22 protein-coding genes are annotated in these 18,528 nt (G+C 65.3%); 13 read left to right on the top strand and 9 right to left on the bottom strand.

Annotation, left to right across the window (positions count from 1 at the left end):
* Nucleotides 1–14: 14 nt before the first annotated feature.
* Nucleotides 15–377, top strand: a complete 363-nt coding sequence (locus D6M19_RS32430; protein ID WP_234835156.1) for an acyl-CoA thioesterase — start codon at nucleotides 15–17, stop codon at nucleotides 375–377.
* On the top strand, nucleotides 374–1,066 hold the full coding sequence (locus D6M19_RS32425; protein ID WP_123029400.1) for a DUF8010 domain-containing protein: 693 nt from the start codon (nucleotides 374–376) through the stop codon (nucleotides 1,064–1,066). The genes D6M19_RS32430 and D6M19_RS32425 overlap by 4 nt, the downstream gene beginning before the upstream one ends.
* A 93-nt stretch (nucleotides 1,067–1,159) precedes the next feature.
* Here D6M19_RS32425 and D6M19_RS32420 read toward each other — a convergent pair whose 3' ends face one another.
* From D6M19_RS32420 to D6M19_RS32410, 3 genes are all read right to left on the bottom strand, one after another.
* Nucleotides 1,160–2,041: a type IV toxin-antitoxin system AbiEi family antitoxin domain-containing protein gene (locus D6M19_RS32420; protein ID WP_123029399.1), complete on the bottom strand. Its 882-nt coding sequence runs from the start codon at nucleotides 2,039–2,041 to the stop codon at nucleotides 1,160–1,162.
* A gap of 176 nt (nucleotides 2,042–2,217) precedes the next feature.
* Nucleotides 2,218–3,798 carry a glycoside hydrolase family 13 protein gene (locus D6M19_RS32415; RefSeq protein WP_123029398.1) on the bottom strand — a complete coding sequence of 527 codons (1,581 nt, stop codon included), beginning with the start codon at nucleotides 3,796–3,798 and terminating at the stop codon, nucleotides 2,218–2,220.
* A 31-nt stretch (nucleotides 3,799–3,829) separates the two neighbouring features.
* The gene (locus D6M19_RS32410; RefSeq protein ID WP_206428695.1) at nucleotides 3,830–4,234 is read right to left on the bottom strand and encodes a globin; all 405 of its coding nucleotides are present in this window, start codon (nucleotides 4,232–4,234) and stop codon (nucleotides 3,830–3,832) included.
* A gap of 131 nt (nucleotides 4,235–4,365) precedes the next feature.
* On the opposite strand from D6M19_RS32410, the gene D6M19_RS32405 reads away from it, so the two are divergent.
* The 3 genes from D6M19_RS32405 to D6M19_RS32395 are packed head-to-tail and all read left to right on the top strand — an operon-like array spanning nucleotide 4,366 to nucleotide 5,733.
* Entirely contained in the window at nucleotides 4,366–5,010 is a 645-nt protein-coding gene (locus D6M19_RS32405; protein ID WP_123029397.1) for an HNH endonuclease, read from the top strand.
* Nucleotides 5,011–5,036: 26 nt separating this feature from the next.
* Nucleotides 5,037–5,273: an aa3-type cytochrome oxidase subunit CtaJ gene (gene ctaJ / locus D6M19_RS32400; RefSeq protein ID WP_123029396.1), complete on the top strand. Its 237-nt coding sequence runs from the start codon at nucleotides 5,037–5,039 to the stop codon at nucleotides 5,271–5,273.
* Entirely contained in the window at nucleotides 5,260–5,733 is a 474-nt protein-coding gene (locus D6M19_RS32395; RefSeq protein WP_123029395.1) for a DUF5130 domain-containing protein, read from the top strand. Before ctaJ ends, D6M19_RS32395 begins: the two co-directional genes overlap by 14 nt.
* Here D6M19_RS32395 and pepN read toward each other — a convergent pair.
* Both pepN and D6M19_RS32385 read right to left on the bottom strand, forming a co-directional pair.
* A complete protein-coding gene (gene pepN / locus D6M19_RS32390) occupies nucleotides 5,730–8,312 on the bottom strand; it encodes an aminopeptidase N (RefSeq protein ID WP_123029394.1) in 2,583 nt (860 codons plus the stop codon). The genes D6M19_RS32395 and pepN overlap by 4 nt on opposite strands.
* A 49-nt stretch (nucleotides 8,313–8,361) precedes the next feature.
* Entirely contained in the window at nucleotides 8,362–8,757 is a 396-nt protein-coding gene (locus tag D6M19_RS32385) for a DUF732 domain-containing protein (RefSeq protein ID WP_123029408.1), read from the bottom strand.
* Between the two features lie 135 nt (nucleotides 8,758–8,892).
* Here D6M19_RS32385 and D6M19_RS32380 point away from each other — a divergent pair, with 135 nt between their 5' ends.
* The 4 genes from D6M19_RS32380 (at nucleotide 8,893) to D6M19_RS32365 (ending at nucleotide 12,383) form a co-directional block, all read left to right on the top strand.
* Nucleotides 8,893–9,501 carry a mycothiol-dependent nitroreductase Rv2466c family protein gene (locus D6M19_RS32380; protein ID WP_123029393.1) on the top strand — a complete coding sequence of 203 codons (609 nt, stop codon included), beginning with the start codon at nucleotides 8,893–8,895 and terminating at the stop codon, nucleotides 9,499–9,501.
* Nucleotides 9,502–9,577: 76 nt separating this feature from the next.
* Entirely contained in the window at nucleotides 9,578–10,990 is a 1,413-nt protein-coding gene (locus D6M19_RS32375) for a purine-cytosine permease family protein (RefSeq protein WP_123029392.1), read from the top strand.
* A complete protein-coding gene (locus D6M19_RS32370) occupies nucleotides 10,987–11,427 on the top strand; it encodes a nucleoside deaminase (RefSeq protein WP_123029391.1) in 441 nt (146 codons plus the stop codon). Before D6M19_RS32375 ends, D6M19_RS32370 begins: the two co-directional genes overlap by 4 nt.
* The gene (locus tag D6M19_RS32365) at nucleotides 11,424–12,383 is read left to right on the top strand and encodes an isopenicillin N synthase family dioxygenase (protein ID WP_123029390.1); all 960 of its coding nucleotides are present in this window, start codon (nucleotides 11,424–11,426) and stop codon (nucleotides 12,381–12,383) included. The genes D6M19_RS32370 and D6M19_RS32365 overlap by 4 nt, the downstream gene beginning before the upstream one ends.
* Nucleotides 12,384–12,440: 57 nt before the next feature.
* Here the strand turns inward: D6M19_RS32365 and D6M19_RS32360 are convergent, their stop codons facing one another.
* From D6M19_RS32360 to D6M19_RS32345, 4 genes are read right to left on the bottom strand one after another with little or no spacing between them, the layout of a single operon-like run.
* Nucleotides 12,441–13,271, bottom strand: coding sequence for a hypothetical protein (locus tag D6M19_RS32360; RefSeq protein WP_123029389.1), 831 nt, complete (start codon nucleotides 13,269–13,271; stop codon nucleotides 12,441–12,443).
* 14 nt (nucleotides 13,272–13,285) lie between these two features.
* The gene (locus D6M19_RS32355; RefSeq protein ID WP_123029388.1) at nucleotides 13,286–14,347 is read right to left on the bottom strand and encodes a hypothetical protein; all 1,062 of its coding nucleotides are present in this window, start codon (nucleotides 14,345–14,347) and stop codon (nucleotides 13,286–13,288) included.
* Nucleotides 14,344–14,583: a hypothetical protein gene (locus D6M19_RS32350; RefSeq protein ID WP_123029387.1), complete on the bottom strand. Its 240-nt coding sequence runs from the start codon at nucleotides 14,581–14,583 to the stop codon at nucleotides 14,344–14,346. The genes D6M19_RS32355 and D6M19_RS32350 overlap by 4 nt, the downstream gene beginning before the upstream one ends.
* A gap of 3 nt (nucleotides 14,584–14,586) precedes the next feature.
* Nucleotides 14,587–14,856, bottom strand: a complete 270-nt coding sequence (locus D6M19_RS32345; protein WP_123029386.1) for a DUF6317 family protein — start codon at nucleotides 14,854–14,856, stop codon at nucleotides 14,587–14,589.
* A 139-nt stretch (nucleotides 14,857–14,995) separates the two neighbouring features.
* Here D6M19_RS32345 and D6M19_RS32340 point away from each other — a divergent pair, with 139 nt between their 5' ends.
* From D6M19_RS32340 to D6M19_RS32325, 4 genes are all read left to right on the top strand, one after another.
* Nucleotides 14,996–15,475, top strand: a complete 480-nt coding sequence (locus D6M19_RS32340) for a ribose-5-phosphate isomerase (protein WP_206428694.1) — start codon at nucleotides 14,996–14,998, stop codon at nucleotides 15,473–15,475.
* Nucleotides 15,476–16,270 carry an Fpg/Nei family DNA glycosylase gene (locus D6M19_RS32335; RefSeq protein ID WP_123029384.1) on the top strand — a complete coding sequence of 265 codons (795 nt, stop codon included), beginning with the start codon at nucleotides 15,476–15,478 and terminating at the stop codon, nucleotides 16,268–16,270. It begins immediately after the preceding gene.
* A gap of 132 nt (nucleotides 16,271–16,402) precedes the next feature.
* Nucleotides 16,403–18,094: a cation:proton antiporter gene (locus tag D6M19_RS32330; RefSeq protein ID WP_123029383.1), complete on the top strand. Its 1,692-nt coding sequence runs from the start codon at nucleotides 16,403–16,405 to the stop codon at nucleotides 18,092–18,094.
* Between the two features lie 25 nt (nucleotides 18,095–18,119).
* Nucleotides 18,120–18,425 (top strand): hypothetical protein, encoded by a 306-nt coding sequence (locus D6M19_RS32325; RefSeq protein ID WP_123029382.1) that lies wholly within the window; start codon nucleotides 18,120–18,122, stop codon nucleotides 18,423–18,425.
* Nucleotides 18,426–18,528 lie beyond the last annotated feature (103 nt).

Here is an 18,528-nt window from a genome sequence, read left to right as displayed (position 1 = left end):
GGTCGGACATCGACATGTACCAGCACATCAACCACGCCACCATGGTCACCATCCTCGAAGAGGCGCGAATCCCTTTCCTGCGTGAGCCGTTCGAAGACGTCATCGACGAGATTGGTCTGCTCATCCACGAGGTCAAGATCCTCTACAAAGGGCAGTTACGGTTGAGGGACTCGCCGCTGCAAGTGACGATGTGGTCGAAGCGGGTGCGCGCCGTCGACTTCACCATCGGCTATGAGGTGCGGTCGGTGAACAAACCCGCCGACTCCAGACCAGCGGTTATCGCCGAGACACAGTTGGCCACCGTGCACATCAAAGAGCAGCGTCTGCAACGGCTTTCGCCAGCACAACAAGAATATCTGCAGCGCTGGCTTCGATGAGTAGCCCCGAGCGGGGCATCTGGCTGGAGGACGCCACCCACCGCGAGGATCTCGCGACGTTCGTTGAGCGGGCCGTGCGACTCGACGATGCTGCGGTTATCCGGTTGCGGGAGCGGTCGAAGGGTTTGGTGGTGGCCTGGGTCGCAACCGGTTTCGATGTGCTGGCGAGCCGGGTGGTGGCGGGCCGGGTGCGACCGGCGGACCTGAGTGCAGGGGCCGACGCGCTCGCCGATGGCCTTGGCGCGATGGACCGCAGCGGTCGCGTCGACCCCGGCTTTCCGATGGATTCGGCGTGGCGCGGTGTGCTGCCTCCTGACACAGGCTTCGCCCATATCGACGACGTGCCCGCGCGGGTGGTGCTCGAGCTGGCGCAGCGTGGCGTCGTGCTGGCGAAGGAACATGGCAGCACTCACGGGCCGCCGGTGTCGCTGCTGGATCAGGAGGTCCTTGCGGTCAGTTCGCCGCAGGGCGACGTCGCCATCCCGATGCGGTGCGTATTCGCCTTGACCGCAATGGGTTTCCTGCCGCAGTCATCGGCGGCGGCTGGCCAGGGCATGGGGCTGGACCCCGATACCGTGGCCGCCGACGAGATCGTGCGCGTGCGTGCGTTGCCAGCATGGCTGCGGATCGATGCGAGGTTCGGCTCGGTGTATCGCCGCCGCGGCGACCCCGCCGTCGTCCTGCGCTAACTTTCTCCTCGCGAGCAGTCGCAAAAGTACCCTTTTTGAAGGCTTTTCGGGTACTTTTGCGTCTGCTCGCGCAGGTAGATTGGCCCCGCAGTGTTAGCCGGTGAGCTGTGGGCGCTCGAGATGAGTGAACACCCGCGCGACGAGATCCCATGGGTTGCGACGAACATCGTCGACGACGATAGGCATCACAAACCAGCCGCACTCCTGCAGCCGCGAGGTTTTTAAGCGGTCGTGCCTGAATGCATCGGGATTGGCGTGCCAGTCGGCGCTGTCGTACTCCGCGACAAGCATGGCCTCGGGCCATGCGAAGTCGACCCGCCATTGCTTCCCGCACCGGTCGACGATGACGTACTGGAGTTCGGGCATCGGAACGCCACCGTCGATGAACACCAACCGTGTTTCGCTTTCCATGGCGGACTCTGCCCGCCCGTCGGCATACTCGACGAGTTCGCGGACGTTCACGATGCCTCGTCGGCCCTTCTGTTCACCCACCGTGCTCGACAGCTCGTCGCGAGTGCAGGCGCCGACGTGCAGCGCAGCGTCGAGTACCGCCAAGCCTCGCGGGCGCCGCAGTGTTCGCGCCATCTCGACAGTGGTCCAGGCCGGGGCCGTCGCCAGTCGGCCTTGAACTCGCTTGAGCGGTGCCCCGACACGCTGGTGAACCGTCAGCTCGGCGGATGGTCGCATCCGAATTCCCGGATCGAGAACGTGGATGCTGTCCTCCGGCTCGGTATTGAACCCGTAGAGATCTGCCGCTGTGCTCATGCACGCGACCACCGGCTTGCCTGCGACCAAATCGAGTGCGGCCAACCGCGTGCGGATATCGGGCAGTCTCGGCGCATAGACGCCATGCCGAACGCGGACAATCGTCCCGCGTCTTAGATGGGATCTCAGCATCTTGTGCGACATCACGGCACGTAGCTGTTGCGTGGTCGCCAGGCCCCCGTTCACAGAAAAGAAGTCGTCGATGAACACGGCTCCAATGCTGGAGCCTCGCCGGCGTCACGTGGACGCCGCGCAGCGAAGCTGTGGATGAGCGCGCTTCTGTTAGTACTCCACACTGGCGCGAGCAGTCGCATATGTACCCGAAACCCCCGAGAAATGGGTACTTTTGCGTCTGCTCGCCAGGAGAACTAGACCAGCCAGGAGAACTAGACCACCCAGGCGGCGGCGTTCGGCGGCAACTTGCCGTCGACCAGTTCGGCGCTGGTCAATAACAGCTCACCGGACGGCAGTGCCAGAGGCTCGTTGCCCGCGTTCAGCGCGCACACCAGGCCGCCGCCCACCAAGCGATAGACCAGCGCGTCGTCCGGCGAATCCAGCCATTCGATTGCGGTGCTGTCGAATTCGGCTCGGACGCCGCGCAATCGCAGCGCCTCCCGATAGAACGACAGCGTGGAGTCCGGGTCGCGCAACTGCTTCTCGACCGTCAGCGACGACCACTCCTTCGGCAGCGGCAGCCAGGTGTCGGGATTCGTCGAGAAGCCGAACGGCGGAGCGTCCCCCTCCCACGGCATCGGCACCCGCGACCCGTCACGGCCGCGTCGGGTGTGCCCGGAGCGCTCCCACACCGGATCGCGCAGCGCCTCGTCGGGCAGGTCGACGTTGGCCAGGCCGAGTTCCTCGCCGTTGTAGATGAACACCGCACCGGGCAGCGCCAGCATCACCAGCGCCATCGCCCACGCGCGGGCCAGGCCGACGTCGCCGCCGCCGTAGTGGGTGACGTCGCGATCGACGTCGTGGTTCGACAGTGTCCAAGTCGGTATCGCGTTCTCGATTGCGGCGGCCGCCAACGAGTTCTCGATCGCACCGCGGACATCGGCAGCGTCGAACTTCGCGCGCAACAGCCGGAAGTTGAAGCCCAGGTGCAGTTCATCGGCGCGCAGATAACGGGAGAACTGCTCGTTGTCGTACACCCACACCTCGCCGATCGCGACCGCGTGTGGGTAGTCGTTGAGCACCGTGCGGATGTGGCGGTGGATGTCGTGCACGCCGTCGTGGTTGAACCTCGGATCGTCGTCCATGTCGGCGAGCAGCACCTCGGCCTTGACGATCTCCATGTCGGGTAGGCCGGGGGGCTTGGCCATGCCGTGCGCGACGTCGATACGGAAGCCGTCGACGCCGCGTTCCAGCCAGAACCGCAGCGTCTTCTCGAGATCGTCGTAGACCTCGCGGTTCTCCCAGTTGAGGTCGGGCTGCTCGGCGTCGAACAGATGCAGATACCACTGCCCGGGGTTGCCGTCGGGCTCGACGATGCGCGTCCACGCCGGGCCACCGAAGATCGACACCCAGTTGTTGGGCGGATGCACCCCACCGGGGCCGGTGCCGTCGCGGAAGATGTAGCGCTCCCGCGCGTCGGTCCCTGGGCCCGCGGCCAGCGCGGCCTGAAACCACGGATGCGCCGAGCTGGTGTGGTTGGGGACCAGGTCCATCGTCACCTTGATGCCCCGGGCGTGGGCCGCTTCGATGAGCCGGTCCAGCGCCGCCATCCCGCCGAAGAGCGGGTCGACGTCACGCGGGTCGGACACGTCATAGCCGTGGTCGGCCATCGGCGACACCATCACCGGGTTCAGCCAGATGGCGTCGACGCCCAGCGTCTCGAGGTAGTCCAGCCGCGAGGCCACCCCGTCGAGGTCGCCGACGCCGTCGCCGCTGTCGTCGCTGAACGAGCGCGGATACACCTGGTAGAACACCGCGTGCGACCACCACGGCCTCGGATTGGGATCGAGCACGCCCGCAACCTACACCGCCGCGGTGTCTGTTTCAGAACGGCGAGTTCACCATCGATTGCGCGGCCATCTCGAGGTAGGCCAGCAGCTCCCGACGGTGTTCGTCGTCGAGGGTTTCGGAGTCGACCGACGCGACCGCGGTGTGCATGCACCTCAGCCAGGCGTCGCGCTCGATGAACCCGATCTTGAACGGGCTGTGCCGCATCCGGAGCCGAGGATGGCCGCGCTGGTCGGAATAGGTGCGCGGGCCGCCCCAGTACTGCTCGAGGAACATCCGCAGCCGCACCTCGGCGGCGTCGAGATCCTCTTCGGGATACAGCGGCCGCAGGATCTCGTCCTCGCGGACAAGCTCGTAGAACCGCGACACGATGGCATTGAACGTGTCGTGGCCACCCACCTCGTCGTAAAAGGACCGCTGGGACTGAGTCACGTCACCCATTGTCCCAAGCCGCCAGAAGCCGGGTGCCTGCCGGTGATGTCACGGGAAGTTCATCCGGTTGACCAGCAGACACGGAGGTATTTGCTATGCGATTTACCCAAATCCATGGTGGACTGTCGGTCGGAGGACGAATGGCGCATCGCAACAAGAGCCGCGCCCACCGGCATTCCGGGGTGGCGGCGGGTTTATCCGGGGTGGCGCCCACCCCGACGCTGCTGCACAGCGTCGAGACTCGTCCGGGCGCGCGCGAAGGTTCGCTTTGGGGCCGCCGTCGGGTTCTTCTCCTCAACTCGACCTACGAACCGTTGACCGCCCTCCCGATGCGCAGGGCGGTCGTCATGCTGATGTGCGGCAAGGCCGACGTCGTTCACGCCGACCCGTCGGGGCCGGTGATCCATTCGGCGACCCGGTCGGTCACGGTGCCGTCGGTGATCAGGCTGCGGGCCTTCGTGCGGGTGCCCTACCGGGCCCGCATTCCGATGACGAGGGCGGCGTTGATGCACCGCGACCGGTTCCGCTGCGCGTACTGCGGCGGCAAGGCCGACACCGTCGACCACGTGGTGCCCCGCAGCCGCGGCGGCGACCACACATGGGAGAACTGCGTGGCCGCCTGTTCGACCTGTAACCACCGCAAGGCTGACCGGATGTTGGCCGAGCTGGGCTGGACGCTGCGCTCGACGCCGACGCGGCCCAAGGGGCAGCACTGGCGGCTGCTGTCGACGGTCAAGGAACTGGACCCGGCGTGGGTGCGATACCTGGGTGAGGGCGCGGCGTAGCCGGTGGCCACGATAGGGTTTGCGTCGTGAGCACCGCACTTACCCATTCGCTGCTCGGCGGCGTGCCGCTGCTGGTCCTGTTGGTCTTGATCGTGCTGATCTACGGCGTCGGCAAGAACCGCAAGAGCCCGCACCCGGCGACCTACGAGATGTCCGACACCGAGTGGACGCATGCACCGATCCTGTGGGCGGCCGACGAGCCGCAGTCCCATGGGCATCCCCACCCGTTGACGATAGGAGGCGGCGCCAGTGGCAAGTGGTGAAGTCGCGACGCGCGGATCGGACGAGCTGGAGCTGCCCAACGGCTTTGTCGTCACCTCCAGCGGACGAGTCTCCGGAGTCACCCAGCCCGGCGAGCTGTCGGTTACCTATCCGTTTCCGGTCAAGGACCTGGTACGGCTCGACGACGCGCTGAAGTTCGGGTCGCGGAAAGCCAAGGCCCGCTTCGCGGTCTACATCGGCGACCTCGGCGCAGACACGGCCGCGACCGCCCGCGAAGTGCTGGCCAAGGTGCCCACTCCCAACAACGCGGTGTTGCTCGCGGTGTCGCCCAACCAGAAGGCCATCGAGGTCGTCTACGGCTCCGACGTGCAGGGCCGCGGCATCGAGGAGTCCGCTCCGCTCGGCGTGAAGGCCGCCGCGGCTTCGTTCAACTACGGCAACCTGATGGCCGGGCTGATCAGCGCGATCAAGGTGATGAGCGCCGGCGTTACACCGGCCTAGCTGACGTCGAAGGCGCGGGCGCGCAGCGCGCGCTCGACCCCTGCGCGACCTTCGATCACCAGCCGCCGAAGCGACGGCGGCAGGTCACCCGACAGGAACCGATCGGCGGCGGCCAGCGCGTCGTCGCTGATATCCCACGAGGGGTAAAGGCCGATGACGACCGTCTGCGCGACCTCGCTGGACCGCCGCTCCCACACGCCGAGGATGGCGTCGAAGTACTTCGCCGTGAACGGCTGCAGCAGGGCCTGCTGACCCGACTGCACGAAGCCGTCGATGATCGCCCGACCGACGATGTTGGGCAGGGTGTCGTCCTCGATCACCAGCTGCCACGCGGTGTTCTTCACGACGATCTGCGGGCGGGCCGCAGCCGCGCGGGCGGCGTTGCGCTTACCCGCGGCCGTCGGATCCCGTTCGGCTTCGGCGTCGATGAACGGCGTCGCCTGCCCGTCGTTGTCGATGTCGCCAGCGGCGGCCAGCGCGGTGACGATGCGCCACCGCAGGTCGGTGTCGACGACGAGACCGGGCAGCCCGTGCTCGCCGGGATCGGTGTCCAGAAGCGCGGCAAGCACGGCGACATGTCGCAGCGCCAGCACCGACGTGCACAGCGCGTTGACGTAGGCCAGCTGGTGGTCCGATCCGGGCTCGGCGGCGCGGGCCAGCTCGAGCAGTTTGTCGGTGAACAGCGGCCAGCCCTCCGCGCACGCCCAGTCGGGGTCGGCGTAGGAGCGCAGCGCGGTCTGCGCCTGCATCAGCAGACGTTGTGCCACACCGACTTCGGTCTCGGCGCCGACGCCGTTGACGATCAGCGCGACGAAGTCGCGTGCCTTCAACTCGGCCTCGCGCGTCATCTCCCACGCCGCCGACCACGACAGCGTCCGGGGGAGCGGTTCGGCGATGTCGGCGATGCGGGTCAGCGCCGTCTCCAGCGACTCAGGGTCGAGGCGCAGCGAGCAGTAGGTCAGGTCGTCGTCGTTGACCAGGATCAGCTTGCCGCGCGAAACACCTTGCAGCGCAGGAACTTCAGTTAACTCCCCCTCGATGTCGAGCTCCTCGCGGTGCACCCGGACCAGCTTGCCGGAGCCGTCGTCGTCATAGATGCCGACAGCCAGCCGGTGCACGCGGGTCTCGCCGGCGCCCGGCTCGGCACCGCTCTGGCTGACGGCGAAGCGGCTGAACTTGCCGTCGGTGTCGACGTCGAAGTCGGCGCGCAGCGTGTTGAGCCCGGTGGTCTTCAGCCACTGCCTGCCCCAGTGCGAGAGGTCGCGCCCGGAGGACTTCTCCAGCGCGCCGAGCAGATCACCGAAGGTGGCGTTGTCGAAGGCGTGGTCGCGGAAATAGTCGCGCAGCCCGGCCAGGAACGCCTCGAGGCCGACGTAGGCGACCAGTTGCTTGAGCACGCTGGCGCCCTTGGCGTAGGTGATGCCGTCGAAGTTGACCTCGACGGCGTGCAGGTCGGGGATGTCGGCGGCCACCGGGTGTGTCGACGGCAGCTGGTCCTGCCGGTAGGCCCACGACTTCTCGGCGTTGGCGAACGTCGTCCACGCCTCCTTGTATTCGGTGGCTTCGCTCTGGCACAGCACCGACGCGAACGTCGCGAACGACTCGTTGAGCCACAGGTCGTCCCACCACTTCATGGTGACCAGATCGCCGAACCACATGTGCGCCATCTCGTGCAGCACCGTCTCGGCGCGCCTCTCGTAGGACGCGCGGGTGACTTTGCTGCGGAAGACGTAGTCTTCCAAAAACGTTACGGCCCCGGCATTTTCCATCGCACCCGCGTTGAACTCGGGGACAAAGAGCTGGTCGTACTTGCCGAAAGCGTAGGGCTCACCGAAGTTGCGGTGATAGAAGTCGAAGCCCTGCTTGGTTTCGGTGAACAACCGGTCGGCGTCCATGAACTCGGCCAGCGATTTGCGGCAGAACAATCCCAGCGGAATCTCGCCGTGCTCATCGCTGTAGGCGTCGCGCCAGAAGGCGTAGGGCCCGGCGATCAGCGCGACGAGGTAGGTGCTCATCCGCGGGGTCGTGGTGAACGTCACGGTCTTGGTGTCGCCGGCCACGTCTGCACCGACCGGGGCGCCGTTGGACACCACTTCCCAGTGGGCGGGCGCCGTGACGGTGATGTCGAAGGTCGCCTTCAAATCGGGCTGGTCAAAACACGCGAACATCCTTTTGGCGTCCGCGGTTTCGAACTGCGAGTAGAGGTAGACCTCGTCGTCGACCGGATCGACGAACCGGTGCAGACCTTCACCGGTGTTGGAATAACGGCACAAAGCGTCGACCACGAGCGTGTTGCGCCGCTGCAGGCTGCCAAGCGCGATGCCGGTGGCCTCGTCGTAGCCGGACACGTCGAGCTCGATCCCGTTGAGGGTGGCGCGCTGCACCGTGTCGGCGGCGAGATCGACGTAGGTGTCGGCGCCGGGTAGCGCGTCGAACTCCACTGTCGTCACGGAGTGGAACGTCTTCTCACCGGGCGCGCCTGCGCCGTCGGTCAGGTCAAGGTCGACGCGGTAGCGGTCGACGGTGACGAGGGCGGCTCGTTCAACGGCCTGGTCGCGGGTCAAGTTGGGAAGTACCACACGTCCAACTTAGTGGTCCCTCCCGCGAGGAGGAGGTTTGGTGGTCTGGCTAGAAGCCCGGCACCTGCGGTACGCCCGGAATCCCTTGCAGGCCCTGTAGGGAATTCAGGAACGTGCCATTGCCGATCGACCCCATCATCTGCGGGCAGTACATCGAAATCGCGATGCCGGTGAAGAACGAGGCCATGCCGGGGCTGATGCCGTTGTCGGCGACGGAAGACGCCACCTCGGCGAACGACTTACCCGGCTCGACCAGCATCGGACACACTTGCTGGCCCAACTGTGCGGTGAGATCGGCGTTGTTGTCGGCGTAGGGGATGTTGGCGCGGTTGATCGCATTAAGGAATGCGTCGTTGGTCGTGTCTGCGAGGGCAGCTGGGGCGAACGAGAGGCCCGCTGCGATCACGGTGGCCGCCACGGCCAAGGTGCTGGATCGATCGATTATTGTCACTCGAGTAACAGTGGTGTACTCAGGTCACATTGACAACACGCTTTCATAAAGGTTTGGAACAGCGTCGCGCGGCGCATGGTTGTGCCGACTGAGATTTGTTCCACGTCACCCATCGAGAGGACCCGTTCAATGTCAGAGAAGTCCGTCGCCGGTTTCTGGTTCGACCCGCTCTGCCCGTGGTGCTGGATTACATCGCGCTGGATTCTCGAGGTGGAAAAGGTCCGCGACATCGAGGTTGACTTCCACGTGATGAGTCTTGCGGTGCTGAACGAGGGCCGTGACCTGCCCGAGGAATACCGCGAAGGCTTGAAGCAGGCATGGAAGCCGGTGCGGGTGGCCATCGCCGCCGAGCAGGCCAAGGGCTCTGAGATCCTCGCGCCGCTGTACACCGCGATGGGCACGCGCATTCACAACCAAGGCAACAAGGACTTCGACGCCGTCATCAAGGAGTCGCTGGAGGAGGTGGGGCTGCCCGCCGAGCTGGCCGAGGCCGCCGCCACCGACAAGTACGACGAGGCGCTGCGCAAGAGCCACCACGAGGGCATGGACGCTGTCGGCGACGACGTCGGCACGCCGACGATTCACATCAACGGCGTCGCCTTCTTCGGCCCTGTGCTGTCCAAGATCCCGCGTGGCGAAGAGGCAGGCAAGCTGTGGGATGCGTCGGTGACCTTCGCGTCGTATCCGCACTTCTGGGAGCTCAAGCGCACGCGCACCGAGGCGCCCGAGTTCGACTGAGGACCCCAGAGTTACGTCGGCGTTACTGTTGGCCGCTCAAGTTGCGGGGACGTGACGCTGCGGCGACGTTAAGTTCATGACAGTCGCCGATTCGACGGAACCCTCAGTCCAAACTGACGGCACGTACCGCGACCGCGTCGTCGCCGTCGAACCGGGTGGCAACGAGTTCATCGCCCACTCCGACCGACACGGCTCCCCGAGCCAGTTGTTCTGGACGTGGACATCGCCAAACCTCGAATTCGCCACCGTATTCGTCGGGATGCTCGCGGTGCTTGCCTTTGGGATGACGTTCTGGCAGGCAGTGGTCGGCATCGCCATCGGCACAGGCCTCGGGGCACTCGCGCACTACTTCCTGTCGGCTCGCGGACCGCTGCATGGCGTGCCACAGATGGTGTTGGGCCGGTTGGCATTCGGCTTCAAGGGAAATGCCGTGCCCGCGGTGCTGATGTCGGTGACGGCGGGCGTTGGCTGGTTCGCCACCAACAGCGTCAGCGGGGCGTTCGCGCTGTCCACCCTGTTCGGGTTCGGGCCGCTGGTGGGTCTGGTCATCATCGTGGCACTGCAAACCGTCCTGGCATTCTTCGGGCACAACCTGGTGCAGACGTTCGAACGGTGGTCGTTCCCGATTCTCGCGGTGATCTTCGCGGTCGCGTCGGTGGCGATATTCATGCACGCCGACTTCGCGAGCCCCGCCGCGCCCGAGGGTGTAGGCGGCATGGGCGGATTCATGCTCACCGTCGGGACGGCCTTCGGCTACGCAGCGGGCTGGACGCCGTACGCGGCGGACTTCACGCGCTACCTGCCGTCGACGGTGTCGGCCGCCCGCACCGGATTCTTCGCGTCTGCCGGACTGTTCGTGTCGTGTGCGGTGCTGGAGATCGTCGGTGTGGCGTCGGTGACGACGGGGGAGGCCACGCTGGCCGATCCGACCGGGTCGTTCACGTCCGAACTGGCATCCCCGTTGGCCAAGGCGACCCTGTTGGCCATCGCGGTCGGAGCGATCGCCGCGAACGCCATCAACATCTATTCCGGTGCAATGGCTTTCGTGACGATCGGGATCAAGCTTCCCGCCCACGTCGCACGGGCGCTCGTCACCGTATTCTTCGGAGTCGCCGGGTTCCTCGTCGCATGGTGGGCGCTGCCCGATGCGGCCCACAGTTACGAAGCGTTCCTGCTGATCATCGCCTATTGGATCGGGCCGTGGCTCGGCGTCGTATTCGCCGACCAGTACCTGCGCCGCGGCCAGTCCGTCGCCGGGTTCCTGTATGACAGGTCCTACGCCAACTGGAACGGCCTGTTGTCGTTTGTCATCGGGTTGGTTGCGTCTGTACTGCTGTTCTCGAACCAGGAGAAGTTCGTCGGATACATCGCCAAGGCCGTCCCCCAACTGGGAGATATCACGTTCTTCGTCGGCTTCGTGCTGGCTGGGGCATGCTATCTGGTGTTATGTCGACCCAAGATCGCCGCGGAGCGCGCGGCCACGGTATGACGCCAGGGCAGATGCTCGATGTCGCCGTCACCGAAGCCCGAAAAGGGTTGGCGGAGGGTGGGATTCCAATCGGGGCGGCACTGTTCTCGTCCGATGGCGCCTTGCTCGGCAGCGGACACAACCGCCGTGTCCAGCAGGACGACCCGTCGGTGCATGCGGAGACCGACGCGTTCCGTGCGGCGGGCAGACAGCGCAACTACCGTTCCACGGTGATGGTGACGACGCTGTCACCGTGCTGGTACTGCAGCGGCCTCGTGCGCCAGTTCAATATCGGTGCCGTCGTCGTCGGTGAAGCCTCGACGTTTTACGGCGGCCATGACTGGTTGGCGGAGCACGGCGTATCGGTCACCGTCCTCGACGACGATCGATGCAAGGCGATGATGACCGACTTCATCGCAGCCAACCCGGAGCTCTGGGCCGAGGACATCGGCGAATGAGCGCTATTGCCACAGTTGATCTTTCGCGATGGCGAGTCGGCGGCTCGGCAGCCGACGCCGTCGCCGCCGAGGTCGACGAGGGGTTGCAACGGGCCGGCTTCATCCTGGTCGCCGGCCACGGTGTCGACCCGACGTTGACGGCCGGCGTACGGGCCGCCGCGCGCGAGTTCTTCGGCCTGCCCGATGCGGTGAAACAGCGCTACTCGGTTCCAGTCGGCGGCCACGGGTGGATCGCACCGGGAGCCGAGGCTAACGCGTACGCAGAGGGCACCGAAACGCCACCGGACCTGAAGGAGAGCTACAGCCTGGGCGCCGAGACCGCGACCGGTGATCTCGAGGTGGACCGCGTCTGGTTTGCGCCCAACGCCTGGCCCGCCGAGGTCGCGTCGCTGCAGCCGCTGGTTGACGAGTACACCGCGGCGATGCGTCGAGTGTCCGACGAGCTGCTGGCGTTGTTCGCCCACGCACTCGGCCTGCCCGCCAACCCGTTCGTCGAACTGGCGAGCCGCCCCACGTGGACGATGAACATCAACCACTATCCGCCGGTGAGCGTCGTCGGCGAGCCCGAACCGGGGCAGTTCCGCATCGGCCCGCACACCGACTTCGGCACGGTCACGGTGCTGGACCGCGAGCCGGGTGCCGGCGGACTGCAGGTGTACTCCGACACCGACGGCTGGGCCGACGCGCCCTACGACCCCGATGCGCTGACCGTCAACATCGGTGACCTGCTGGAGTATTGGAGTGGGCGGCGGTGGCCGTCGGGGCGGCACCGCGTGCTGCCGCCGCAGCCGCATGCCCCCGAGGAGGATCTGGTGTCGCTGATCTACTTCTACGAGGCCAACCACGATGCGCTCGTCACGCCGCTGGAGCCGCCGATCGGCCGGGTGTCTGGCCTGCAGCCGGTCACGTCGTCGGCATTCATCAAGGAACGGCTGGACGCGATCACCGTTGGCTGACTGGCGCGCTACCGAAGCGTCCGAGTTCGGCTGAGCTAGTCGTCGATCGCTGCCTGCTTAGCGCTGAGGACGGCGGATCCACGGGTAGGTGGCGTTGTCGCGGAAGAGTTGGTGGCGCTGGTCCCTGTTGATGGTTACCTGGAGTGATCGCAGGACAGTGATCCCGTGTTTGTCGCTTCCGCGAAACTGGTTCCCGAAGCCGAGCAGTGTGCTGGTGAAGCCGATTTCGGTGAGGAACAGGGCGCGCGTCCACTCGAGTTCGCGCATGGGTTCTTTCTCGTCGACGGCTTGGTGCAGGTCCGCCACATATGCCGCCCATTCTTCGAAGGTGGCCTGACCGGTGACAGGGGCGAGCAATTCGAAGCCGCGGGTGGGCGATTTGTCGTATGCGCCAAGAGTCACAGACACAAGCCGGCGTTCGTCGTCGTCGAGTTCGATGTCCTCCACATCGTTTGGAACGTCGGGTACGAGATCGTTTCTCGCGCTCCCCTGCGGGGGGAACGTGGCGTTGTCTTTCAGGAGTCGCTCCGGACTGTGGTTGCTGAGCTTCGATTGCAGCGAGCGCAGGACCAGAACCCAGTATTCGTCTCTTGCGGGTCCGAACCGTCGCGCGTTAGCGACCATGTCGCTGCCAAATCCAAACTCGGTGAGAAGCAATGCGCACGCCCAGTCAAGATTGGTTAGCGGCTCGCTTGCATCGATCGATTCCATGAGTGGAAAGACGTAATCCCCCCACTCGTCGTAACTCGACTTGCCAATCAGCGGCGGAAGCAACTCGACGGCCATCTGCGCAGAACCGGCGTACTCATTGAGGACGAGCACCATCAGCTCGCGCTCGGCCTCGTCGAGGTTGAGTTCGACACGCTCGTCGTCACGATCAGTCGTCACTCTCTGTCCATCTGCTAAGCCCAGCTGTTGGGGTTATGTGGATCTGGCGGCTGTTGTTCCGAAAGTATCCGCCCGAGGATGCCGAGTGCACCATCCTGCTTCGCAAGCTCTCCTGGCGGTACGTATGTTCCCCAATCTTTTCTGGAGTCCAAGTTTGGGGACGCCCCTGAATTTGTATGCTCGTCGGCCCAACTTCCCCCGCCCCCGTCCCCACCTACTTCCGACCGAGGCGCGGCGATGGTGTCGCTTGGCGGGCCGACGCTACCCAAACTGGGTTTGGGAGGCGATGGAGAGGGCGTCGGCGGTGGGTTGCGGTCGGCAAGCTCCTCCGCTGAAAAAGCTGACTGATATGAGCCGAACTTCTTGCTGACGAAATTCGGATCCTTGACTAGATCGGGCTTGAAGGCCGTGCCACCGTCGGTCGCATTGGGCCGTGTATCGCGAACAATCAGCACGTTGTCCTTCGGGTCGTAGATGACTGGGACACCATCACTCCTGCTCACTCCGATTGTCACTTCGCCGGGATCGTTCGTTGCCCGCTGCATCTTCTGATAGATGAACTCTGCGAATTGAGCCTGATTGCTGATGCCGGGAAAGTCGGCCCGATGCTGGTCCCACGCATGCCCGTAGGCGATCTTCTGTGCGGCGCGCATCAATGGGTCCTGGCTCCAGCCTTCCGGCGGTGGAAGGGGCGGCGGGTTGGGCGGCTTCTCGGGAAGCGGCACGCCGTGAAAGTCAACGGTTTGAATTGCTGCACGATCGGACGCACGGCGATCGTCATCGCCGAAGTCAAGTGATCGCAATCGGTCTGCAGCGTCGGCGATTTCGGCGCCAGCATCTTCATCTGCTTTTACCAACCTCAAGATATCCGCCCGGAGGACGATCCCGAAACTGCGCATCTGCGCTTCCCTGGCGGCCAACTCCGTTACCGTGGCGCGCTCGACGATGGTGAGCGAGAAGTCCTGGCCGACTTCGAAACCAGCCGCTTCAGCGGCGCGCACTGTGTTGAGCAACTGGGCCTTGGCGGCGCGCAGATCGTCGGCGGCCCTACGCGCGGTCGACGCTGCAGCCGTCAACTGATCGGCGGCACCGTTGACCCGCCTTCGATCCGCGCTGACTCGGCGTGCTGCCGCGTCAGCCGTTTCACCACTCCATTCAGCGCCCGCCGGACGCAAGACGCCGCGCGCACCAAGCCGTCGTAGGCGTCGCTCCACCGTGTGGCACTGTCGGTCCAGTGCGACGCGGCTTCGATCAGATAGTCGCCGGTGAACGCTCGGACCTCCGACACGGTCGGCAGTGCCGTCGCTGACATCAATCAGACTTCGTAGAGCATGTCTTCATTGGCCGCCTCTGCAGCCGCGAATCCGCGCGCCGCACTCGACACCATCCCGCCGGTCAACTGCAGACGATCAGCGATTAGCCGCGCTGCCTCGTCGATGTCGCTATGAAGCGCCCGCACCGCAGCCGCCGTCGCGCCGAAGCCTCCGCTTACAGCAGGTGCCGACGAAACGCCCGCGCCTGCACGGCACTCGCACTCGGCGCCCAGCGACCCCAGGCTCGCGCTGTCGACGCCTATCATCCCCATAATTCAACGGTAAGGCCGCTCACGAGCCTGTCATGCACAAGTTTCTGCGCGCCGAGATCGACGAAATGGCGGGGTCTTCTCGCACTTGTGCACCCATACGTTGGTTTGGGCGTCAAGGAGGTCTGCCAGAATGGCCGCCATGCGCGTCTACCTGGGCTCTGACCACGCGGGCTTCGAACTCAAGAACGAGATCATCGAGCACCTGAAGAAGAACGGGCACGAGCCCATCGACTGCGGCGCCTACACCTATGACGCCGAAGACGACTACCCCGCGTTCTGCATCGCCGCGGCGCTCAAGACCCTCGGGGACTCCGAGAGCCTCGGGATCGTGATCGGCGGCTCGGGCAACGGCGAGCAGATCGCCGCCAACAAGGTGCCCGGTATCCGCTGCGGCCTGGCATGGAGCACCGAGACCGCGTCGCTTGCGCGTCAACACAACAACGCTCAGGTGATTGCGATCGGCGGACGCATGCACACGGTTCCCGAGGCGCTGGAAATCATCGACGCCTTCCTCAGCGCCGAGTGGTCGAAAGCCGAACGGCACCAACGTCGTATCGACATCCTGGCCAAGTACGAAGAGACGCACGTGCCGCCGCCTGTGCCGGGCGCGCCGGCCTAGATGCCCGAAGGCCACACACTTCACCGGCTGGCTCGGCTGCACCAGCGCAATTTCGGGCGAGCGCCCGTCATCGTGTCCAGCCCGCAGGGCCGCTTCGCCGACGGGGCGGCCGCCGTCAGCGGACGGGTGCTGAAGAAGGCGAGCGCATGGGGTAAGCATCTGTTCCACCACTACGAGGGTGGCCGTGTCGTGCATGTTCACCTCGGCCTTTATGGCACCTTCAGCGAATCCGAGGTGCCGATGGCGCTGCCGGTGGGCCAGGTGCGGATGCGGATGGTCGGGACGGATTTCGGCAGCGATCTGCGCGGACCGACGGTGTGTGAGGTGATCGATCTCGCCGAGGTCGACGACGTTTTGGCGCGACTAGGCCCCGACCCGTTGCGGCGCGATGCCGACGGGTCGTTGGCGTGGGCGCGAATCAGTAAGTCGCGCAGGCCGATCGCTGCCCTGTTGATGGATCAGACGGTGATCGCCGGGGTGGGAAACGTCTATCGGTGCGAGCTGTTGTTCCGTCATCGAATGGACCCGTACCGGCCTGGGGTTTCGGTTGACGCCGGCGAATTCGACGCGATGTGGACGGACCTCGTCGAGCTGATGATGGTCGGGCTGCGGCGCGGCAAGATCATTACGGTCGATCGTGAGGACGATCACGGCCTGGGGTCCTACCGGAAGGGGCGTCCGCGCACGTATGTGTATCGGCGTGCAGGGGACCCGTGTCGGGTATGCGGTACAGAGGTTCGTACGGCAGTGCTGGAGGGGCGCAATTTGTTCTGGTGCCCGAATTGCCAGAAGTGAGGTCCCTTCTTCCGGCGAGCAGACGCAAAAGGCCCTGATTCTCGGCGCGTCGGGGGCCATTTGCGTCTGCTCGCGCTGACAGCCGACGGCGCAGAGTCAACGCGGGATCGCGGACTCAGAGACAATCGGCGCGTGGAACTCATCCTTGTCGTCGTCGGAGCCATCGTCGTCACTGCCATGGCGCATCGGCGCGGGCTGGAACCCGCGCTGATCATCGTCGTCATCGGCATCGCCGTGTCGTTCCTGCCGGGATTTGAGGCGCCCGAACTGGATTCGCACATCTTGCTGTCGGTCGTGTTACCGCCACTGCTGTACTCCGCAGCGTTGGACTTCTCGTTCCCGACATTCCTGCGCAACATCCGGCCGATCCTCGGCCTTGGCGTCGGCCTCGTCGTGGTCACCGCGTTTTCCGTGGCTCTGGTGTCGTCATGGTTGGTGGTCGTTCCGCTGACTTTCGGCACGGCGCTGGTTCTCGGCGCGATCGTGGCACCGCCCGACGCCGTCACCGCCGTGGCGGTGGGTCGCAAACTCGGCCTGCCCAAGCGCGTGATGGCCATCCTGACGGGCGAGAGCCTGATCAACGACGCCGCTGCGCTGACGTTGTTCTCCGTTGCGGTTGCCCAGGTCGCGGGCAGCCATACCTTCATCGAGAACCCGTTCCTGTTGTTCGGTTACAGCGCCGTCGTCGGACCTGTGGTCGGCGCGGCGCTCGGGTATGTGACGTTGTGGATTCGGCAGCGATTGGCCAGCCCCGGTCTGGAAACGGTGCAGGGGCTGGTGGTGCCATTCGCCGCGTTCATCTGCGCCGAGGAGATCCACGCATCGGGTGTGCTGGCGGTCGTCGTCGCTGGTTTCGTCGTCGGCAACGGGACGTTGGGCGCCGGCTATCAGACCCGGCTGCAGGAGCGATACGTGTGGAATTCAGTCGACGTGCTGCTCGAAGCATTTGTGTTCGCCTACATCGGGCTTCATCTGCGCTTCGTGCTGGAGGATCTGCGCGAGACCCATGAATCGCTGACGCAGGTGGCAGGCGTGTCGGCCATCGTGCTGCTGATCGTCCTGGTGATCCGGCCGTTGTCGGTGTTTGCCATGTTCGGCAGGAACAAGCTGTCGTCGCACGTGGAAAACCGGCTCAGTGTGCCGATCCCGGTCGGTGGTGGCCGCGGGGCGCTTGGCACGCAGCGTCGGGACAAACCGCCTGGCAAGTGGCGGTCGCGAATCGATCGCCGGCCCTTGAGCTGGCAGGAAAGCGTCGTCGTGTCGTGGACTGGCATGCGTGGGGTGGTGACTTTGGCTGCGGCAGCAGCGATTCCGGCGACGACTGTCACCGGCGAGCCGTTTCCCGAGCGTTCGATGATTCAGGCGATTGCATTCGTGGTCAGCGTCGGCACCCTGTTGATCCAGGGCTGGACGCTGCCGCTGCTGATCAAGCGACTGCGGGTCTCGAGGTTCACCGACGACCATGCCGCCGACCGCGAGGAGGACCTGAAGGCCGAACGTGTCGTGCACGATGCCGCCGACGAGGTGCTGTCCGAATTCCGGGCCAATCCGCCGGAGGGGATGGACCCGCGCGCGCTCGCCGAGATCCGTGCCGTCGTCGCGCGGCACTCGCAGGATGCCGACGAGATGCCCGATCCCGATGCGCACACGAAACGGTCGGAGGTGTTCTCGGCGTTGTATCGCGACGTGCTGGCAGCGCAGCGCAGGGTGTTGATCGAGGAACGCGACGCGGGCCGCATCGAAGACGAAGCCGTGCGCGCGATGCTCGAACGGCTCGACCTTCAGGAGGCCGGCGTGTCAGCGCGACTGGAGAGCCGGTTCTGAACCGCTCGCAGAAGGAGGTTTGGTGATGGCGATCATGCCGCACTGTGTGGTCTGTGGCTTCGATAGCGGCGCCGACGTGGCAGGCTCCGTGGAATTCGCCGACTACAACCCGGGGTGGCAGGACCCGTCGATCGATGGCAATCCCGTTATCGGGTGGTCAAATTCGCTTGGTGTGACCGCACCAGATGGCGTCGGCCTGTTCTGCCGCGAGCACTTGAAGGCGGCGCGAAAATTACGCCGGCTTCGCAGCGACGAGGCCGTTGCATTGATGAGCGCTGGTGGTCACCAGCATTGGCGAGAACAGTTGCGTTCTTTCTTCGGACGGCCGTGACCAGACCCTCGCTTAGAGGCTAGAAGCCGCCGAAGTCGCCACCGAAATCGCCACCGCCGAAGTCGCCACCGCCCCAACCGCCGCTGTCTCCACCACCCCAGCT

The organism is Mycolicibacterium stellerae, assembly GCF_003719305.1.
Taxonomy (GTDB): Bacteria; Actinomycetota; Actinomycetes; order Mycobacteriales; family Mycobacteriaceae; genus Mycobacterium; species Mycobacterium stellerae.
The sequence above is the reverse complement of the archived record's forward strand: the minus strand, read 5'-3'. Positions and strand labels throughout refer to the sequence as shown.